The 17,455-nt window shown below is 62.9% G+C and carries 18 protein-coding genes; 11 read left to right on the top strand and 7 right to left on the bottom strand.

Annotated features, from left to right (window positions below; translation table 11 throughout):
• Window positions 1–7: 7 nt before the first annotated feature.
• Together IVB05_RS19865 and secG are read right to left on the bottom strand one after the other, a co-directional pair.
• Window positions 8–1,639: a CTP synthase gene (locus IVB05_RS19865; protein WP_247786288.1), complete on the bottom strand. Its 1,632-nt coding sequence runs from the start codon at window positions 1,637–1,639 to the stop codon at window positions 8–10.
• 166 nt (window positions 1,640–1,805) lie between these two features.
• Window positions 1,806–2,186, bottom strand: coding sequence for a preprotein translocase subunit SecG (secG, locus tag IVB05_RS19860; RefSeq protein WP_247786287.1), 381 nt, complete (start codon window positions 2,184–2,186; stop codon window positions 1,806–1,808).
• Between the two features lie 226 nt (window positions 2,187–2,412).
• Between secG and IVB05_RS19855 the strand changes: the two genes are divergently transcribed.
• Genes IVB05_RS19855 through IVB05_RS19845 form a run of 3 tightly spaced genes read left to right on the top strand, consistent with a single transcriptional unit; the run spans window position 2,413 to window position 3,914 of the window.
• Window positions 2,413–2,979 (top strand): XRE family transcriptional regulator, encoded by a 567-nt coding sequence (locus IVB05_RS19855; RefSeq protein ID WP_247786286.1) that lies wholly within the window; start codon window positions 2,413–2,415, stop codon window positions 2,977–2,979.
• A 6-nt stretch (window positions 2,980–2,985) separates the two neighbouring features.
• Window positions 2,986–3,339, top strand: a complete 354-nt coding sequence (locus IVB05_RS19850; RefSeq protein ID WP_247786285.1) for a hypothetical protein — start codon at window positions 2,986–2,988, stop codon at window positions 3,337–3,339.
• A 41-nt stretch (window positions 3,340–3,380) separates the two neighbouring features.
• Window positions 3,381–3,914 carry a GNAT family N-acetyltransferase gene (locus tag IVB05_RS19845; RefSeq protein WP_247786284.1) on the top strand — a complete coding sequence of 178 codons (534 nt, stop codon included), beginning with the start codon at window positions 3,381–3,383 and terminating at the stop codon, window positions 3,912–3,914.
• Window position 3,915: 1 nt separating this feature from the next.
• On the opposite strand, the gene tpiA is transcribed toward IVB05_RS19845, so the two are convergent.
• Window positions 3,916–4,668, bottom strand: coding sequence for a triose-phosphate isomerase (gene tpiA / locus IVB05_RS19840; protein ID WP_247786283.1), 753 nt, complete (start codon window positions 4,666–4,668; stop codon window positions 3,916–3,918).
• 257 nt (window positions 4,669–4,925) lie between these two features.
• Between tpiA and IVB05_RS19835 the strand changes: the two genes are divergently transcribed.
• The 6 genes from IVB05_RS19835 to IVB05_RS19810 all read left to right on the top strand — a co-directional run bounded on the left by IVB05_RS19835 (window position 4,926) and on the right by IVB05_RS19810 (window position 12,634).
• Window positions 4,926–6,827 (top strand): peptidylprolyl isomerase, encoded by a 1,902-nt coding sequence (locus IVB05_RS19835; protein WP_247786282.1) that lies wholly within the window; start codon window positions 4,926–4,928, stop codon window positions 6,825–6,827.
• 64 nt (window positions 6,828–6,891) lie between these two features.
• Entirely contained in the window at window positions 6,892–7,905 is a 1,014-nt protein-coding gene (gene trpD / locus IVB05_RS19830) for an anthranilate phosphoribosyltransferase (RefSeq protein ID WP_247786281.1), read from the top strand.
• A gap of 17 nt (window positions 7,906–7,922) precedes the next feature.
• Window positions 7,923–8,744 (top strand): indole-3-glycerol phosphate synthase TrpC, encoded by an 822-nt coding sequence (gene trpC, locus IVB05_RS19825; protein ID WP_247786280.1) that lies wholly within the window; start codon window positions 7,923–7,925, stop codon window positions 8,742–8,744.
• Between the two features lie 3 nt (window positions 8,745–8,747).
• A complete protein-coding gene (gene moaC / locus IVB05_RS19820; protein WP_247786279.1) occupies window positions 8,748–9,266 on the top strand; it encodes a cyclic pyranopterin monophosphate synthase MoaC in 519 nt (172 codons plus the stop codon).
• Between the two features lie 105 nt (window positions 9,267–9,371).
• Window positions 9,372–9,638, top strand: a complete 267-nt coding sequence (locus tag IVB05_RS19815) for a hypothetical protein (RefSeq protein ID WP_247786278.1) — start codon at window positions 9,372–9,374, stop codon at window positions 9,636–9,638.
• A gap of 263 nt (window positions 9,639–9,901) precedes the next feature.
• The gene (locus IVB05_RS19810; RefSeq protein WP_247786277.1) at window positions 9,902–12,634 is read left to right on the top strand and encodes an EAL domain-containing protein; all 2,733 of its coding nucleotides are present in this window, start codon (window positions 9,902–9,904) and stop codon (window positions 12,632–12,634) included.
• A gap of 1,059 nt (window positions 12,635–13,693) precedes the next feature.
• Here the strand turns inward: IVB05_RS19810 and IVB05_RS19805 are convergent.
• The 4 genes from IVB05_RS19805 to IVB05_RS19790 form a co-directional block, all read right to left on the bottom strand.
• Entirely contained in the window at window positions 13,694–14,164 is a 471-nt protein-coding gene (locus IVB05_RS19805) for a hypothetical protein (RefSeq protein ID WP_247786276.1), read from the bottom strand.
• Window position 14,165: 1 nt separating this feature from the next.
• On the bottom strand, window positions 14,166–14,828 hold the full coding sequence (locus tag IVB05_RS19800) for a hypothetical protein (RefSeq protein ID WP_247786275.1): 663 nt from the start codon (window positions 14,826–14,828) through the stop codon (window positions 14,166–14,168).
• Window positions 14,829–14,850: 22 nt separating this feature from the next.
• A complete protein-coding gene (locus IVB05_RS19795) occupies window positions 14,851–15,399 on the bottom strand; it encodes an NADH-quinone oxidoreductase subunit B (RefSeq protein ID WP_247786803.1) in 549 nt (182 codons plus the stop codon).
• A 90-nt stretch (window positions 15,400–15,489) separates the two neighbouring features.
• Window positions 15,490–15,657 carry a peptide ABC transporter permease gene (locus IVB05_RS19790; RefSeq protein ID WP_247786274.1) on the bottom strand — a complete coding sequence of 56 codons (168 nt, stop codon included), beginning with the start codon at window positions 15,655–15,657 and terminating at the stop codon, window positions 15,490–15,492.
• A 198-nt stretch (window positions 15,658–15,855) separates the two neighbouring features.
• Here IVB05_RS19790 and IVB05_RS19785 point away from each other — a divergent pair, with 198 nt between their 5' ends.
• Both IVB05_RS19785 and IVB05_RS19780 read left to right on the top strand, forming a co-directional pair.
• Window positions 15,856–17,046 (top strand): NADH-quinone oxidoreductase subunit D, encoded by a 1,191-nt coding sequence (locus IVB05_RS19785; protein WP_247786273.1) that lies wholly within the window; start codon window positions 15,856–15,858, stop codon window positions 17,044–17,046.
• Window positions 17,047–17,129: 83 nt separating this feature from the next.
• The gene (locus IVB05_RS19780) at window positions 17,130–17,453 is read left to right on the top strand and encodes an antibiotic biosynthesis monooxygenase family protein (RefSeq protein ID WP_247786272.1); all 324 of its coding nucleotides are present in this window, start codon (window positions 17,130–17,132) and stop codon (window positions 17,451–17,453) included.
• The last annotated feature ends 2 nt before the right edge of the window (window positions 17,454–17,455 follow it).

Below are 17,455 nucleotides of genomic sequence, written 5' to 3'. Positions count from 1 at the left end.
TTGACAACTACACCAACCGGCTCTGCACCACCGCCGCCTGAATGAACGACGCAAACAGCGGATGCGGTTCGAACGGCCGCGACTTCAGCTCGGGATGGAATTGCACGCCGATGAACCAGGGATGGTCCTCGTATTCGACGATCTCCGGCAAGACGCCGTCGGGCGACAGGCCGGAGAAGCGCAGGCCGTGCTGCTCGAGGCGATCCTTGTAGGCGGTGTTGACCTCATAGCGATGGCGATGGCGCTCCGAAATCTCGGTCGCGCCGCCATAGACTTGCGACACGCGGCTGCCGCGCTTGAGCGCCGCAGGATACGCGCCAAGCCGCATGGTGCCGCCGAGGTCGCCGGATTTCGAGCGTTTCTCCAGTTCGTTGCCGCGCAGCCATTCCGTCATCAGGCCCACGAGCGGCTCCTTGGTCGGGCCGAACTCGGTCGAATTCGCCTCCTCGATGCCGACGAGATTGCGGGCGGCTTCGATCACCGCCATCTGCATGCCAAAGCAGATGCCGAAATACGGCACGTCGCGGACGCGGGCGAACTGCGCCGCGCGGATCTTGCCCTCGGCGCCGCGCTGGCCGAAGCCGCCGGGCACCAGGATGCCGTTGACGTGTTCGAGGAACGGCGCCGGGTCCTCGTTCTCGAACACTTCGCTCTCGATCCAGTCGAGATTGACCTTCACCTTGTTGGCGATGCCGCCATGCGACAGCGCCTCGATCAGCGATTTATAGGCGTCCTTCATGCCGGTGTATTTGCCGACGATGGCAATGGTCACCGCGCCTTCCGGGTTGCGCACGCGCTCATTGATCACGTTCCAGCTCTGCAGCGCCGGCGGAATTTTTGGCGCGATGCCGAACGCGGCCAAGACCTCGTCGTCGAGGCCAGCGGCATGATAGGCCTCCGGCACGGCGTAGATGTTGTCGACGTCCCTCGCCTCGATCACGGCGCTTTCGCGCACGTTGCAGAACAGGCCGAGCTTGCGCCGCTCTTCCTTGGGGATTTCACGGTCGGTGCGGCACAAAAGGATATCCGGCTGGATGCCGATCGAGCGCAGTTCCTTCACCGAGTGCTGGGTCGGCTTGGTCTTGAGCTCGCCGGCGCTCGGGATGAACGGCAGCAGCGTCAAATGAATATAGACGGCGTGATCCCGCGGCAGTTCGTTCTTGAGCTGACGAATCGCTTCGAAGAACGGCAGGCCTTCGATGTCGCCGACGGTGCCGCCGATTTCCACCAGCACGAAATCATATTCGTCATTGCCCGAGAGCACGAATTCCTTGATCGCGTTGGTGACGTGCGGGACGACCTGGATGGTCGCGCCGAGATAATCGCCGCGGCGTTCCTTGGTAATGATGTCCTGATAGATGCGCCCGGTGGTGATGTTGTCGGCCTTGGTGGCCGGACGCCCGGTGAAGCGCTCGTAATGGCCGAGATCGAGATCGGTCTCGGCGCCGTCGTCGGTCACGAACACTTCGCCGTGCTGATACGGCGACATCGTTCCGGGATCGAGGTTGAGATAGGGGTCGAGTTTGCGGAGACGGACCTTGTACCCGCGAGCCTGCAGCAGGGCACCGAGTGCCGCCGAAGCCAGACCCTTTCCGAGCGAAGAAACCACGCCGCCGGTGATGAAAATGTACCGCGCCATGGGACTCAACCTTTAAGGCCACTGGCCCGATTCGCCAAAACGAATCGCATGCACGGGCGAACATTCTGCCGGGCTGTGGGTGACGTGAATTTTAAAGCGATATCAGAGCATTGATGGGAAATTCTGATACAGGACGGTAGAGGCCGTCCTGCATAGCCACCCTGCTTTATTGCGAACGCGGGGCCTGCGGGCCCGGGGGCGCCTGCTGTTCATCCACCTTCTTGAGGGTATCGAGCACGCCGCCGGAGGTCGGCGGGGCGACCGGCGTCGCGCCACCCGGCTGGGACTGCGTCGTCGGCGTGGTGCCGAGGATCGAGGCCGGCTTGCGGTCGACACCGGCGAGCCAGGCCAGCGCCATGCTGGTCAAGAAGAAAATTCCCGCCAGGATCGCCGTCGTCCGCGTCAAGAGATTGGCGGTGCCGCGGCTCGACATGAAGCCGGCGCCGCCACCCATGCCGAGGCCGCCGCCTTCGGATTTCTGCAGCAGCACGGCGCCGATCAGCACCGAAACGATCATGAGGTGAACAACGATAATGACGGTCTGCATCTTAAAAACCTTCCGTCACAAGCTGACAGCGCCGGGCTTCGGCTGCACCAAGAGCTTGCGGGTTTTCCTGAAGTTGCGCGGTGTTACACGATCAGACGGGGCATTGTCACCCCCAACCGCAGCCCCGGAGATAATTGCCGCAGGCGGCACGGCAAGGCTGTCCCCAGCTTTCGCCGACGTTCAAATTCGGACTTGAGGTCGCGTCAATTTCTCTTATAGTAGACAAATGGATACTATAGTAGACGATCTCAGCGCCCGGCTCGCCCACCGCTTGCGGCTCGAGCGCGACAGCCGAGGCTGGTCTCTGGCTGACCTCGCCGAGCGCTCCGGGGTCTCCAAGGCCACCATCAGCAAGATCGAGCGCGCCGAGGTCAGCCCGACCGCGGTGGTGCTGGTTCGGCTTGCCAGCGCCTTCGATCTCACCCTCGCCGGCCTGATGCTGCGGGCCGAAGGCCAGGGCGAACGTCTTTCACGTGCCGCCGACCAGCCGGTGTGGCGCGATCCCGAAACCGGCTATCTGCGCACGCAGGTGTTCAACCGGCCCGACCATCCCATCGAGATCATCAAGGTCGAGATGCCGGCGAAGCAGCGCGTGACGCTGCCCGCCTCATCCTACGCACACATCCGCCAGGTCCTCTGGGTGTTGTCGGGCGCGCTCGTCCTGATCGATGGCGGCGAACGCCACGAACTGCGTGCCGGCGACTGCCTCGGATTCGGTCCGCCGGCGGAAGTGACGTTTGCCAATGAGAGCGCCGCAGCCTGCACCTATGTCGTCGCCCTTGCCCGGAGCTAACTCGCAATGTCGGAGATCGACATCAGGCGTTCTCCGACCGGGCCGGCGGGTCAGGCAAACCCCGCGCCCGCCGGCCACAATGGCGGTCCGCCGCTCGACAAAGAGCACACGACGGAATGGGGCAACGACGGAATTGGAAATTACTTTTACTGGAAGGCGGCGCATCGCGCGGCCTGGAAAAACCCCTCGCCCGGCATCGTCGCGTTCCGCATCCGGAAAGCCGAACGATTGGGCCTCACCTACGAAGAATACACGTTGGAAATTCTCGAACGCGGTCGTCACCTGCAGATCGAGGATGTCGAACGGGTTGCAGAGATCAAGCAGCGGCGCGCCGCCCGCGCAGCCATGAATCGAAGCTAAACCCGCGGAAACGCATTTCATTCGCCCGGAGCCGATAATTGATGCCTGACATCCAAATCAAAACACTGAAATCCTCGCCCGATACCTGTGCGACGCTCAGTGAAATGTTGGTCGAAACCGTTGCGAATGGCGGTTCGGTCAGCTTCATGCACCCTCTCCCGTTCGGAGCGGCCAACGAATTCTGGCGCAACTCGCTTGCTTCGGCCGACCGGGGCGAACGGATCGTTCTCGGCGCCTTTGACGGCGAAGACCTGATCGGCACGGTGTCGCTCGTGCTCAACCTCGCGCAGAACCAACCGCATCGCGCCGAGATCGTGAAGATGATGACGCGCGTCAGTCACCGCCATCGCGGCATTGCCACGCTGTTGCTGCGCGAGGCCGAGCGCATCGCGATCGCGCGCGGGCGCTGGCTATTGGTGCTCGATACCGCCGAGGACGAGGGCGCGGCAGGTTTGTACGAACGGATGGGATTCAAGCTGACCGGCCTCATTCCGGACTACGCGCTCAAGCCCCATGGCGGCCTCACGGGCACGCTGATCTACTGGAAGCGATTGCAGGACGCAGTGCCGGCCTGAGCTAACAAGCCTCCGCAATCGCCAGAAAATCCGTCGCCTTCAGGCTGGCGCCACCGACCAGCGCGCCGTTGACATCGGCGACCGCCATCAGTTCCACCGCGTTGGAGGGTTTTACCGATCCGCCGTAGAGAATCCGGACCCTGCTACCTTCCGCCTTAAATCGGCCGGTGAGAACACCGCGGATAAAGCGATGAACTTGCTCGACATCTCCAGGCGTCGGCGTCAGCCCGGTACCGATCGCCCAGACCGGCTCATAGGCCACCACCAGATTGGCCGCCGTCGCACCATCCGGCAACGAACCCGCGAGCTGCCCGCCGCAGACATCCAGCGTCTGGCCGGCATCGCGCTGCTTCTGAGTCTCGCCGATGCAGACAATTGCCACGAGCCCCGCCCGCCAGGCCGCCTCTGCCTTCTGGCGGACCAGCGCGTCGGTCTCGCCATGGTCGGCACGCCGCTCCGAATGCCCGACGATGATGGCACTGGCGCCGGCATCCGCCAGCATTTCCGCCGAGAGATCGCCGGTATGGGCACCCGAAGCCTTCGCGTGGCAATCTTGGGCCCCGACGGCGAGTTTTGAACCGAGCGCCGTGTCGGCGAAACCGGCGATCAGGGTTGCCGGAGGGCAAACCAGCAGGTCGGCCTTGCCGGCCAGTGCGCCTGCGCCTGCAATCATTGCTTCGAATTCACCCAGGGCGGATTTCAGGCCGTTCATTTTCCAGTTGCCCGCGATCAGGGGCCGGATGGCGTCGGTCATGTCAGTTTTCCCGCAAATGTCAGCGTTGCAGATGCGCTAGCAGAGGCACGCCGCCAGTTCCAGATACCGGTTGGGCGGTCCCCAGGCCGTTAACCGCTTCAAATGGCCCGCCGCAGCGAGGTTGCGAGGGGGGCGCTGCCACTTTATGATGCGTTTTCAACTCGGTGACGCCCTGTTGCGGAAGTCGATCCTGAACGGAATCGAATTTTCGCCGGGCACGACCCGGTTCCCCTCTCCTGCAAAAACAAGTTGGACCCATGCTTCGAGGAATTCGGAAAGCCTCATCAAACTGGCTCGGCAAGATTGTCATGGCCACCGTGATGGGCGTTTTGATTGTCAGTTTCGCAGTTTGGGGCATCGCCGACATCTTCAAGGGCTTCGGCCAGTCGTCGCTCGCCAAGGTCGGCAAGACCGAGATTTCGACCGAGCAATTCCGCCAGATCTATACCGAAAAGCTGCAGCAGCTCGGCCGCAGTTTCGGCCGTCCGCTGACCTCAGAGCAGGCCCGCGCCTTCGGGCTCGACCGGCAGGTGCTGCAACAGACCATCGCCGAAGCCGCGCTGGATGAGGAAGCCCGGCGCATCGGGCTCGCCCAGTCCCAGGAAGAGACCATGCGGCTGATCTACAACGACCCCAATTTCAAGGGATTGGGCGGCAAGTTCGATCCCGCCCGCTTCCAAGCCACGATCCGGCAGTTCGGCTACACCGAGCAACGCTATCTCGCCGAACAGCGGCGCCTCGGGCTGCGGCGTCAGATCGCCAGCACCGTCTCAGCAGGGATCGAGCCGCCGAAGGTCCTGATCGACGCCATGACCCGATTCCAGAACGAGCAGCGCTCGATGGAATACGTCAAGCTCGACGCCGCGCAGGCCGGCACCATCGACCCGCCCTCGCCCGAGGCGCTGGCCGCCTATTTCGAGGATCGCAAGACCCAGTTCCGCGCACCCGAATATCGCAAACTGTCCTTTGTCGTGATCAGCCCCGAAGAGATCGGCAAATGGGCCGAGGTCACCGACGAGGATGCAAAGAAGGTCTTCGAACAAAATCGCGACCGGCTCGGCACGCCGGAGAAGCGCGAAGTGTCGCAGATGTTTTTTCCCAATGAAGGCGAGGCGCTGGCCGCGCGCAGCCGCATCACGTCGGGAACGTCTTTCGACGACCTCGCCAAGGAGCGCAATCTCAACCTGGCCGACGTCGATCTCGGCCTGATCGCAAAGAGCGCGATCATCGATCCGGCGATCGCGGATGCGGCGTTCTCGCTGCCATCGGGCGAAGTCAGCCAGCCCGTGCAAGGGCGGTTCGGCGTGGCGCTGGTCAAGACCGGCAAGATCGAGCCGGGCACGACGCCGACCTTTGAAAGCGTCGCAGCCCAGATAAAGAAGGAACTCGCGACCGAACGCGCGCGCGCCAAGGTCAGCGAAATCCAGAACAAGATGGAAGACGAGCGCTCTGGCGGCGCCAATGTGGTGGAGGCTTCGCAGAAACTCGGCCTGACCGCGATCACGATCGACGCCGTCGATCGTTCCGGCCGCACGCCCGACGGCCAGCCGGTGGCCAACATTCCGCGCGGCCTCGACGTGGTCTCGCAGGCGTTCAACAGCGACGTCGGCGTCGATAACGAACCGATCCAGTTTGCCGGCGGCTATGTCTGGTACGACGTGCTCGGCATCACGCCCTCGCGCGAGCGCCCGCTCGACGAGGTTCGCAGCCAGGTCGAGGCGAAGTGGCGCGAAGACCAGATTTCGAACAAGCTGCGGGCGAAAGCCACCGAGATGGTGCAGAAGGTCGAGCAAGGCAGCACGCTCGCAGCCGAAGCGGCGGCGGCCGGATCGAAGGTCGAGACCGCGACGGGCTTCCGCCGCGACGCCTCGCTTTCAGGCGTCCCCTCGGCCGCCGTCACGGCCGCATTCCGGACGGCCAAGGACGGCGTCGGGCAGACGCCGGGCGCCGGCGGCAGCGAGTGGGTCGTGTACCGCGTCACCGACGTGACCGTGCCGTCGGTCGACGCCGCCTCCGATGAGCTGAAGAAACTGAAGGACATGTTGCAGCGTGGACTGACCGACGAACAGGTTGCGCAATACGTGACGAAGATCGAATCCGAGATCGGGACCTCCATCAACCAGGCCGCCTTCGCGCAGGTGACGGGCGCTAACAACTGAGCATGATCGGCCGGGACTGCCCGGTCATGCTTCAAGACGACACCCAATCCTGAAAGCCCAAGCGATGGACGACCTCAAATCTATCATCGGAAAAGTCGCCACCGGCGCGACGCTGTCGCGTGAAGAGGCGGCCTCCGCCTTCGACAGCATGATGTCCGGCGAGGCCACGCCCTCGCAGATGGGCGGGCTGTTGATGGCGCTGCGGGTCCGTGGCGAAACCGTCGACGAGATCACCGGCGCGGTGTCGGCGATGCGCGGCAAGATGCTGCGGGTCCAGGCGCCCGCGGACGCCGTCGACGTGGTCGGCACCGGCGGTGACGGCTCCGGTTCGGTCAACGTCTCGACCTGCGCTTCCTTCATCGTCGCGGGCGCCGGCGTGCCTGTCGCCAAGCATGGCAACCGCGCGCTGTCGTCACGCTCGGGCGCGGCCGACGTGCTGGCCTCCCTCGGCGTCAAGATCGACCTCACGCCCGACCAGGTCGGCCGCTGCGTGGCCGAGGCCGGCATCGGCTTCATGTTCGCGCCTGCGCATCATCCGGCCATGAAGAACGTCGGCCCGACCCGGGTCGAGCTCGCCACCCGCACGATCTTCAACCTGCTCGGACCGCTCTCCAATCCGGCCGGCGTGAAGCGGCAGATGGTCGGCGTGTTCTCCAGGCACTGGGTGCAGCCCTTGGCGCAGGTGCTGAAAAATCTCGGCTCCGAATCCGTCTGGGTGGTGCACGGCTCCGACGGACTCGATGAAATCACCCTCACCGGGCCAAGTTTCGTCGCCAGCCTCGACAACGGCAAGATTACCACCTTCGAGGTGACGCCGGAGGACGCGGGCCTCACCTGTTGCAATGTCGACGCGCTTAGGGGCGGCGACGCGGATGCCAATGCGGTGGCGCTCTCGGGCGTGCTCAACGGCAAGCCCAGCGCCTATCGCGACGTCGCGCTGTTGAACGCCGCGGCGGCGCTGATCGTGGCCGGCCGCGCCAAGGACTTGAAAGAAGGCGTCGCGCTCGGCGCCAAATCGCTCGACAGCGGCGCGGCGGCCGCCCGGCTGAAACACCTGATCGCGGTCTCGCGCGGCTGATCCGAGGGGCGCCACAGATGTCCGATATCCTGACCAAGATCGAAGCCTACAAGCGCGAGGAAATCGCCGCGGCCAAGCGGGCGCATCCGCTGTCCGAGGTCGAAGCCCGCGCCAAGGCGGCATCGCCGCCGCGCGGTTTTCTGCACGCGATCCGCGACAAGCTGGCGCGCGGCGACTATGCGCTGATCGCGGAAGTGAAGAAGGCATCGCCCTCGAAGGGACTGATCCGCGCCGATTTCGATCCTCCGGCGCTTGCCAAGGCCTATGAGGCCGGCGGCGCGGCCTGTCTGTCGATCCTGACCGACGCGCCCTCGTTCAAGGGCCATCTCGACTTCATGGTGGCGGCGCGCGCGGCAACCGATTTGCCGGTGCTGCGCAAGGATTTTCTGTTCGACACCTATCAGGTGGTGGAAGCCCGCGCCCATAACGCGGACTGCATCCTGATCATCATGGCCGCGCTCGACGACGCCGTCGCGAAGGACCTCGAGGACACGGCCATCGCGTTCGGCATGGACGTGCTGATCGAAATCCACGACTCCGCCGAGCTCGACCGCGCGCTAAAACTTCGTTCGCCGATGATCGGCGTCAACAATCGCAACTTGAGGACCTTCGAGACCACGCTGGCGACGAGCGAGGCGCTGGCGCCGCTGATCCCGCTCGAGCGCCTGATGGTCGGCGAAAGCGGCATCTTTGCGCCTGAGGATCTCGCGCGGCTCGAGCGCGTCGGCATGTCGACCTTCCTGGTCGGCGAAAGCCTGATGCGGCAGGCCGACGTCACCGCGGCCACGCGCGCGCTGCTGGCGCGCGCCGACAGCCCGCGCGCCACCGGGACCGGCTAGCAGATGGCCGGCAAGGCTTCCAAGGACAAGGCTTCCAAAGGCGGCTCCGCCCTCACCCATATCGATGCGTCGGGCGAAGCGCGGATGGTCGACGTCTCGGCCAAGGCAGCGACCGAGCGCACGGCCGTGGCCGAGGGACGCGTGGTCATGGGCAAGGCGACGCTTGACTTGATTATCTCCGGCAATGCCAAGAAGGGCGACGTGCTGGGCGCCGCCCGCATCGCCGGCATCATGGCGGCCAAGCGCACATCGGAGCTGATCCCGCTGTGCCACCCGCTGGCGCTGTCGAAGGTTACCCTCGACGTTACCCCTGACAAGAAACTGCCCGGCTGCATCGTCCGCGCTACCGTCAAGGTCACCGGCCCGACGGGCGTCGAGATGGAAGCGCTGACGGCGGTGTCGGTCGCGTGTCTTACGATCTACGACATGATCAAGGCGGTCGAACGCGGCGTTCGCATCGAAGGCATCCATCTCGTCGAGAAGATCGGCGGCAAGTCCGGTCATTATCGCGCGGAGCCTTGAGCCCGACGGCGTCGCCGTTGTCACGCGTGTGTGACCGGCGTTGCGAGGAATGCGCGCCCTGCTGGCGGGGTTGTTTGCTTCGGGACCTTCACAAGGAGGAATCCGATGTCGAGGTACAGGCTTGTGGGCGCGGCGGCTGCGTTGGCCGTGATGACGGCACCCGCCATGGCACAGCAAGTCATGTCCGAACCCGGCTATTGCGCGTTCTACTATCCGAACGCCAATTGCCAGAACAAGGGCCCGGGCAATCCCTATACCGACCCGCGGCGGTTCAACCAAGGTTACTCCCAAGACTACTCCCTGCCGGACAGCGGCCAGACGGTCGGGATCGCGAGGAAACGCGCGCACAGATCCACAACACGCATGCAGTGACGGCTCCCGATTTAACAAGCCCGGCACGCCCGCATACTTCCGATCGCAGACCGCGAGTATCCGGTGCGCCGATTTTTTTCGCCGTCGCACCTTGCCGGTTCCATGCCCCCTGTGGTTGCCGACGGAACCCGCCGCCACCGGCTAACGCTTCATTAACCAGACTTCCTAACGTCAATTCCATTTCGGCGCAGTATCGAAGTCATGGGCCGGGGGTGGGAGAACTCCGCTTCCGGAAGTTCATTTCTCGGCAGCGATTGCGTTCAATGGCTTCAACCGGCACCAGCGTCTTCAGGACTGCGTCCGTGTTCCGCGGCGGCCCGATCCTCTGGTTGATCCTGGGCGGCACGCTCCTGATCGCCACCATCGCCATCGGCGCGACCGTCATGGCCGGCAATTTCCGCGAGCGCGCGCTGCGCAACAGCGAACGCGAGCTGGAAAACACCGTGCTGCTGCTCGCCCGCCATTTCGACCAGCAGCTCGAAGACTTCCAGGTCGTGCAGAAGGACCTGATCGCGTTCATGCGTTCTGGCGGCATCGCGACGCCCGAGAACTACAAGCGCCGGATGTCCGGCCATGACATCCATCTGATGCTGAAATCCAAGATCGACGCGTTGTCCTATGTCGGCGGCATCAACGTCTTCGACGCCGAGGGCAACCTGATCAATGCATCGGTCGCCTGGCCGGCGCCGCCGGTCAACTCGGCGGACCGCGCTTTCTTCAGGACCTTCAAGTCCAGCCCGCAATCGCCGGAGATGCTGGTCGAGCCGGTCTACAGCCGCGTCACCGGCGCCTGGACCACGGTGATCGCACGCAAGATCACCGGGCCGAAGGGCGAATTCCTCGGCGTCATCGGCCGCGGCATCGAACCCGTCAACTTCGAAAAATTCTTCGCGACCGTCGCGCTCGGACCCGGCGCTTCGATCGCCATGCACCACAGCGACGGCACCCTGCTCGCCCGTTACCCGCATGTGGCGGAGCTGATCGGCAAGAACTTCAAGACCGGTCCGGCCGCCCAGCGGCAGATATTCGAGCGGCAGACCAGCACGTCGCGCCTCACCAGCCCGATCGACGGCGAGGACCGGCTGATCTCGTCGCGCGCGCTGACAAACTTTCCGATTGTGATCATCGCTTCGACGACGACATCGGCCGCACTGGCCGACTGGCGTGAGCAGATCGGAATCCTGATCGCGATCACCGGACTTTCCGTACTGGCGATTGCCGCCCTGCTGTTTCTTGTCGTCCGCAAGCTTTCGCATCAGCACCGCGCGTCCAAGCAGCGGCTGTCGCTGGAGAAGCAGCGTCTCGACACCGCCGTCAACAACATGACGCAGGGCTTGCTGCTGTTCGATTCGAAGCAGCATCTCATCATCTGCAACAAGCGATATCTCGAGATGTACGGCCTCTCGGCCGACGTCGTGAAGCCAGGTTCCAGCTTCCGCGAGGTGATCGCCCACCGCAAGGATACCGGCTCGTTCGTCGGCGACATCGACCATTACGTCGAGGTGGTGATGCGCGACATCGCACAGCGGAACGTCATGGTGATATCGACGCCCGACGGGCGCTCGATCCAGATCGTCAACGAGCCGGTGCCGGACGGCGGATGGCTGGCGACCCATGAAGACATCACCGAGCGCCGCCGCGCCGAGGAGCGCATCACCCACCTCGCCCATTACGATGCGCTGACTGAGCTGCCGAACCGCACGCTGTTCCACGAACGGCTCAAGCGCGAACTGTCCCACGTCGCGCCGGACCGGCCACTGGCGGTGCTCTATATCGACATCGACGAATTCAAGAGCGTCAACGATTCGCTCGGCCACATGATCGGCGACGAGCTTTTGAAGTCGGTCGCGGCGAGCCTCGCTGCTTGCGCGCGCAAGACCGACTTCGTGGCCCGGCTCGGCGGCGACGAGTTCGCCATCGTTCAGACCGGGATCGATGACACCGACGACGTGATGATGCTCGTCAGCCGCATCTTCGACGCGATCCGCATCCCCTATCAATGCCTCGGCCATCAGGTCACCACCGACGCCAGTATCGGCATCGCGCTGGCGCCGCGCGACGGTTCCGATATCGACCAGATCCTGAAGAACGCGGATCTGGCGATGTACGCCGCCAAGGCTGCCGGCCGCCGCACTTATCGCTTCTTTGAAACCGACATGGAAGCCGAGGTTCGCGCCCGCCGCAGCCTGGAAATGGACCTGCGCCGGGCGCTCGTCGACGGCGGCTTCGAGGTCTACTATCAACCCTGCCTCGACCTGCAGACCAACGCGATCACCGGCTGCGAGGCGCTGGTGCGCTGGCGCCATCCGCAGCGCGGCATGATTTCGCCCGCCGAGTTCATCCCGCTTGCCGAGGATACCGGCCTGATCAACCAGCTCGGCGAGTGGGTGCTGACCACTGCCTGCAGGGAAGCAGTGAGCTGGCCCGGCAATGTCAGGCTCGCGGTCAACGTCTCGCCGGTCCAGTTCAGGAGCGGCATGCTGGCGCTGAAGGTGATGGCGGCGCTGGCCGCATCCGGCCTCGCCGCGAGCCGGCTGGAGCTCGAGATCACCGAAGCCGTCCTTATCAGAGACGACGAGGCGGCGCTCGCCGTTCTGCACGACCTTCGCGCCATCGGCGTCCGCATCGCGCTCGACGATTTCGGCACCGGCTATTCCTCGCTGAGCTATCTGCAGCGTTTTCCGTTCGACAAGATCAAGATCGACCGCTGCTTCATCACCGACATCGCCGAGCCGGAAGGCTCGTCCAGCATCGTGCAGGCCGTGGTGACCATCGCCGCCGATCGCCACATGACGACGACCGCCGAAGGCGTCGAGACCGAGGCGCAACGCGAACTGCTGCGCGAACTCGGCTGTTCGGAAATGCAGGGCTACCTGTTCAGCCCGCCGAAGCCGGCGGCGGAGATCAGGCCGCTGCTGTTTGCGGATCGGCAAGGACCAGACGCGCTGCAGCCGAGCCGGGCGCGCACGCGCAAGCCGGTTGTGCGGACGGCGTAAGCGATCGCTGCGTTTTCGCGTGACGCTTCCTGCAACTGTCATTGCGAGAGAAGCGCCCTCCTCCTCGTCGTCCCTGCGAACGCAGGGACCCATAACCACCGACGCCAGTTGTTGAAAGAAAGCCGCCAACCATCGCGGCAAGATAACATCCGCCGCGGCGTATGGGTCCCGGATCGCGCTGCGCTTGTCCGGGACGACGGAATGGAAGTAGTCGCGATGCAAATATAACTCCGCGATCTCGCGACGCATTGCGTCCGAGGCTTTGCATAAATCTTGTCCCTCCAAAGAACAGAGGGCGCAGGGAATGCCGGGTGCTTGCTGCACCCGCGGTCCCGTGTGCAAAATGCACGTAGCAAAGCGCACACGAGCATACAGGTACAGCCGGAGCAGCCCGGCACTCCCTGCGCAATGGCTTTACGGCTTATGCCGAGCTCTCCCCGGAGACGAATTCATCTTGCCTCCGTCGCTGCCGGCTTGACGGCTGATCGTCCGGTTGGACCGATTTCGCCACCGACAGCTTGACACCAGCCACGGGCGCCAGGACCACACGGTTTTGCCGTACGCGGCTTCCCTCTCCAAAATCCTCCACCAGCCACGTGCTGCCGGCCAAAGATTCCAGCGAAGGCGTTTAAGCGTCGTTCGTCTGCGCGCCATGTTCACTCACGGAAAACCGCCCTGCGAACATCCCTCGCGCCTGACGCTGCCGCGTCCACCGCAACCCGCCCCAACGTTCGTGACGATGGCCAACGCCCCTCTTCTCGGGACGGGATGGCGGGAGTCTTACGGGTGATTTGGGTCTGTCACGAAGCGGAATATTTTTGCGGCCGAGACTGGACAGGGCAAATCAGCTTGAAGTTGCTGTAGAAAATCGCACAATCGCGCACGACAAATAGCCTCTGACCGCCCACCAGTCGGGGCCCATCCGCGCTTCAACGACGCTGTTGCCCACTTCGAACCGATAATTGAGTGCACTGCCACCGTAATTCGAGGCTATTAAATAGGGCGAGCGCGCCCGACCCCCAATAGATGGCGAGGACCCAGATCGCATCAATTGCCCGGCTAGATTCGGTCGCGCAGACCTTTAACGCCTTCGCCTTGGGCGCAATGCTCGCAACAATAAAATGTGCCCCCCTTCTCCAGGCCGTGTCCGACGATGCGGATTCCGCAATGATCGCAGGTTGGTGCGAGCGCATGAATGGCGCATTCGAAGCTATCAAAGGTATGCGCCTTTCCGCTCATCGTGACCTGAAACGTCTTGTCGTAGTCATTGCCGCAGGTTTCACATGTAGCCATGATGTCAACCTCCGCCGATATGTCGCCGATATATATTGAAGTCTGCAAATGGCGTCCGGTTCCAACAGCAGGTGCTGTTAGACATCGATCATCCATTAAAGGCACGGCAGCGAGACCATAGCCCTGGAAGCCGCTAAGGGGATGGAGGCCTGTTTTCAAAAGACGGAGCGTCAAGCCCAAAATGATTGAATACCAGCCAATATCGAGCGCAGCAGATCTTATACGCGTGCCGCCCATTTCAGTGTGTCAAATGATGATGTCTTGGGCCGCGATTCCATTCCTGATATCCATTTGGTCGATATGAGCCAATCACCGGAAAAACGATCGGATCACGAGAAACTTGTGAAGGTGGCTGACACAGCAATAAGCCAGCAACGGCCGCCGTGATTGAAGCCAAGAACTGAATATCCGGCCGTTGTGCAGGATTGCGCGCAATCGCTGCTGCTTCATATTGCAGTCTTGCATTGCAAGCGCAGCTCGGGAGGGCATTGAAACGCCCGCAGGCATCGTGACGCATACAGGCAGCATCTAAAGCATCAACAGGCCGAGCTCCTGGCCGGCTACCCGGGCCACAGTAATTCCCATGAAATAACAACCCGTCGTGATCGATGTGATGGCCGTCGCCAGCAATCGACTGGTTGGCATGAAATTCCCCAGATCGAGCTTCCGTCATTGCGGTTAGGACAACACAGGCGCAAAGGACGAAATACATGGCATAAGGCTTTATCATGCTTGAGCCATTCAAAATTGTGACCGGCTGAAAAATCGATTGAAAGCATAACGTCCAGGGCGCGCCCAAGTTCCAGATGGAGGCTGCGCTGGCTTCCGGCGCGCTGGCGAGCGGCAAGGCCGCCTGAGGTCTTTCCGGCAGGTCGAGCCGCGGTGACTTTGGGCTATTCACATCCAGGTGCCAGAGCGCTGCTTTATCGCTCGATCGTGCCTATACGGCGAATCTTCTTCTGCAGGAGCATGACTCCGTAGAGCAGCGCCTCGGCGGTGGGTGGACAGCCCGGCACATAGATATCGACCGGAATGATCCGATCGCAACCGCGCACCACCGAATACGAGTAATGATAGTAGCCGCCGCCGTTGGCGCACGAGCCCATCGAGATCACGTAGCGCGGCTCCGGCATCTGGTCGTACACCTTGCGTAAGGCCGGCGCCATTTTGTTGCACAATGTGCCGGCGACAATCATCACATCGGACTGGCGCGGCGAGGCACGCGGTGCAAAGCCGAAGCGTTCGGCGTCGTAGCGCGGCATGGCCATCTGCATCATTTCGATCGCGCAGCAAGCGAGACCGAATGTCATCCACATCAGCGAGCCGCTGCGCGCCCAGGTAATCAGGTTCTCCGCGCTCGTGACCAGAAAGCCCCTGTCTGACAGCTCGTGGTCCAGCTCGCGAAAGAAGCGGCGGTCCACACCGGCTTGCGGGTCGGCATAGGGATGGATGGTCCCGACTGGCGCGGTCATCGTCACGGCTGGATGTCCGCCTTGCTCTGTGAGTTGACGATTGCCATGCAGACCTCCTGCTGGCCCGGCGCTGCCGATGCACGGCCCAATTCAATGGGCAAATCGCGCAAAGGCGAGAAGCAGCGCCAACACCACGGCTCCGACCAACCCTGCGATAAAGATGGCGCGGCGCAGCGGAGTGCGGAGAATGATCTCGCCGCCTCTGGCCTTCTCGGCCGGATAAGGCGCTGTCGGCTGCTGCTCGTTCCTGTCGGTCATCGCTGGATCGGCCCGCTTTCCATGCATCTGGTTGTCTCTCGACAAATGCACGCCTCTCTCGCGCTCTCTGGGCCAAACCAAAGCAGGACGAAAGGTTCCTGGCCACCCGGCTCAAAATGTCGCCGGCCGGCGCGCCTGCGGAACCGGCGATGGTACCGGGCGTTTCTCCGACGGCTCCAGCAATGAGACGAGGCGCGCATGGCCGACGCTGCGCTCCGCAATTTCACGATCAATTTTGGACCGCAGCATCCGGCAGCGCACGGGGTGCTGCGCCTCGTGCTGGAACTCGACGGTGAGGTGGTTGAGCGTGTCGACCCCCATATCGGCCTGCTCCATCGCGGCACCGAAAAGTTGATCGAGCACAAGACCTATCTGCAAGCGTTGCCCTACTTCGACCGGCTCGATTATGTCGCGCCGATGAATCAGGAGCATGCGTTCTGTCTGGCGACCGAAAAGCTGCTTGGCATCGCCGTTCCCAGACGCGGCCAACTCATCCGCGTGCTCTATTGCGAAATCGGCAGGCTGCTCTCGCACCTGCTCAACATCACCACACAGGCAATGGACGTCGGCGCACTGACGCCGCCGCTATGGGGTTTCGAAGAGCGCGAAAAACTCATGGTGTTCTATGAGCGCGCTTCCGGTGCACGCATGCACGCCAACTATTTTCGTGTCGGCGGCGTGCATCAGGATTTGCCGCCCGGCCTGGTCGACGACATCTGGGCATTCTGCGATCCGTTCTTGAAGGTGTGCGACGATCTCGAGGGGTTGCTGACCAACAATCGCATTTTCAAACAGCGCAATGTCGGGATCGGCGAGGTAAAGCTCGCCGATGCATGGGCCTGGGGATTTTCCGGCGTGATGGTGCGCGGCTCCGGGGCGGCATGGGACCTGCGCAAGGCGCAGCCCTATGAATGCTACCCCGAGTTTGATTTCGACATCCCGATCGGCAAGCACGGCGACTGCTATGATCGCTACCTCGTGCGCATGGAGGAGATGCGTCAGTCGGTGCGCATCATGAAACAATGCATCGAAAAGCTTCGCGAGCCCGGCGGACAGGGGCTCGTTGCCGCCAGCGACAACAAGATCGTTCCGCCGCGACGGGCCGAAATGAAACGTTCGATGGAGGCGATCATCGAACACTTCAAGCTCTATACCGAAGGGCACCGCGTCCCGGCCGGCGAAGTCTATGCCGCCGTCGAAGCGCCCAAAGGCGAATTCGGCGTCTACCTCGTCTCCGACGGCACCAACCAGCCCTACAAATGCAAGATCCGCGCGCCCTCCTTCGCGCATCTTTCGGCGATGGACTTTCTGACGCGCGGCCACATGCTGGCCGACGTTTCCGCCATCATCGGATCGCTCGATATCGTGTTCGGAGAGATCGACCGATGAGCGCTTGAGCTGAGATACAGAAGCGCCGCGAAGCCTTTCGCGACGCCACGTTGCAGCACCGAATTTGAGGAAGGAGGGACGCCATGCCCCACATTCAGACAGGCAATCAGATGGTTACGCAGATCACCGTCATTGAGGCGGAGCCGGAAAAGCAGAATGAGGCGCTGTCACTGATGGCAGAGCGAGCACGTTTCATGGCGCGCCAGCCGGGCTTTGTCTCAATCAGCCTGCACCGAAGCCTCGACGGTCGGCGCATCGTCAACTACATCCAATGGCAAAACCGCGAACTCCTGCAGTCCGCCCACCAATCGCCGGACTTTCGCAAGGCCTGGGGCAAGTTCGACGACTTGACCGATCAGATCGATCCCCATCTCTACGAAGTTGCAGAGGTTCTGGACGCTCGCTGAGC

It is taken from the genome of Bradyrhizobium sp. 170, assembly GCF_023101085.1.
Lineage (GTDB): Bacteria > Pseudomonadota > Alphaproteobacteria > Rhizobiales > Xanthobacteraceae > Bradyrhizobium.
The sequence above is the reverse complement of the archived record's forward strand: the minus strand, read 5'-3'. Positions and strand labels throughout refer to the sequence as shown.

Bases quoted from the DNA above. Each gene is read 5' to 3' on its own strand.
- tpiA (WP_247786283.1), bottom strand. From the start codon at position 4,668: ATGACCGACGCCATCCGGCCCCTGATCGCGGGCAACTGGAAAATGAAC.
- IVB05_RS19845 (WP_247786284.1), top strand. From the start codon at position 3,381: ATGCCTGACATCCAAATCAAAACACTGAAATCCTCGCCCGATACCTGT.
- IVB05_RS19780 (WP_247786272.1), top strand. From the start codon at position 17,130: ATGCCCCACATTCAGACAGGCAATCAGATGGTTACGCAGATCACCGTC.
- IVB05_RS19795 (WP_247786803.1), bottom strand. From the start codon at position 15,399: ATGACCGCGCCAGTCGGGACCATCCATCCCTATGCCGACCCGCAAGCC.
- IVB05_RS19785 (WP_247786273.1), top strand. From the start codon at position 15,856: ATGGCCGACGCTGCGCTCCGCAATTTCACGATCAATTTTGGACCGCAG.
- IVB05_RS19790 (WP_247786274.1), bottom strand. From the start codon at position 15,657: ATGACCGACAGGAACGAGCAGCAGCCGACAGCGCCTTATCCGGCCGAG.
- trpD (WP_247786281.1), top strand. From the start codon at position 6,892: ATGGACGACCTCAAATCTATCATCGGAAAAGTCGCCACCGGCGCGACG.
- IVB05_RS19865 (WP_247786288.1), bottom strand. From the start codon at position 1,639: ATGGCGCGGTACATTTTCATCACCGGCGGCGTGGTTTCTTCGCTCGGA.
- moaC (WP_247786279.1), top strand. From the start codon at position 8,748: ATGGCCGGCAAGGCTTCCAAGGACAAGGCTTCCAAAGGCGGCTCCGCC.
- IVB05_RS19835 (WP_247786282.1), top strand. From the start codon at position 4,926: ATGCTTCGAGGAATTCGGAAAGCCTCATCAAACTGGCTCGGCAAGATT.
- IVB05_RS19815 (WP_247786278.1), top strand. From the start codon at position 9,372: ATGTCGAGGTACAGGCTTGTGGGCGCGGCGGCTGCGTTGGCCGTGATG.
- secG (WP_247786287.1), bottom strand. From the start codon at position 2,186: ATGCAGACCGTCATTATCGTTGTTCACCTCATGATCGTTTCGGTGCTG.
- IVB05_RS19810 (WP_247786277.1), top strand. From the start codon at position 9,902: ATGGCTTCAACCGGCACCAGCGTCTTCAGGACTGCGTCCGTGTTCCGC.
- IVB05_RS19805 (WP_247786276.1), bottom strand. From the start codon at position 14,164: ATGGGCGGCACGCGTATAAGATCTGCTGCGCTCGATATTGGCTGGTAT.
- IVB05_RS19855 (WP_247786286.1), top strand. From the start codon at position 2,413: ATGGATACTATAGTAGACGATCTCAGCGCCCGGCTCGCCCACCGCTTG.
- IVB05_RS19850 (WP_247786285.1), top strand. From the start codon at position 2,986: ATGTCGGAGATCGACATCAGGCGTTCTCCGACCGGGCCGGCGGGTCAG.
- trpC (WP_247786280.1), top strand. From the start codon at position 7,923: ATGTCCGATATCCTGACCAAGATCGAAGCCTACAAGCGCGAGGAAATC.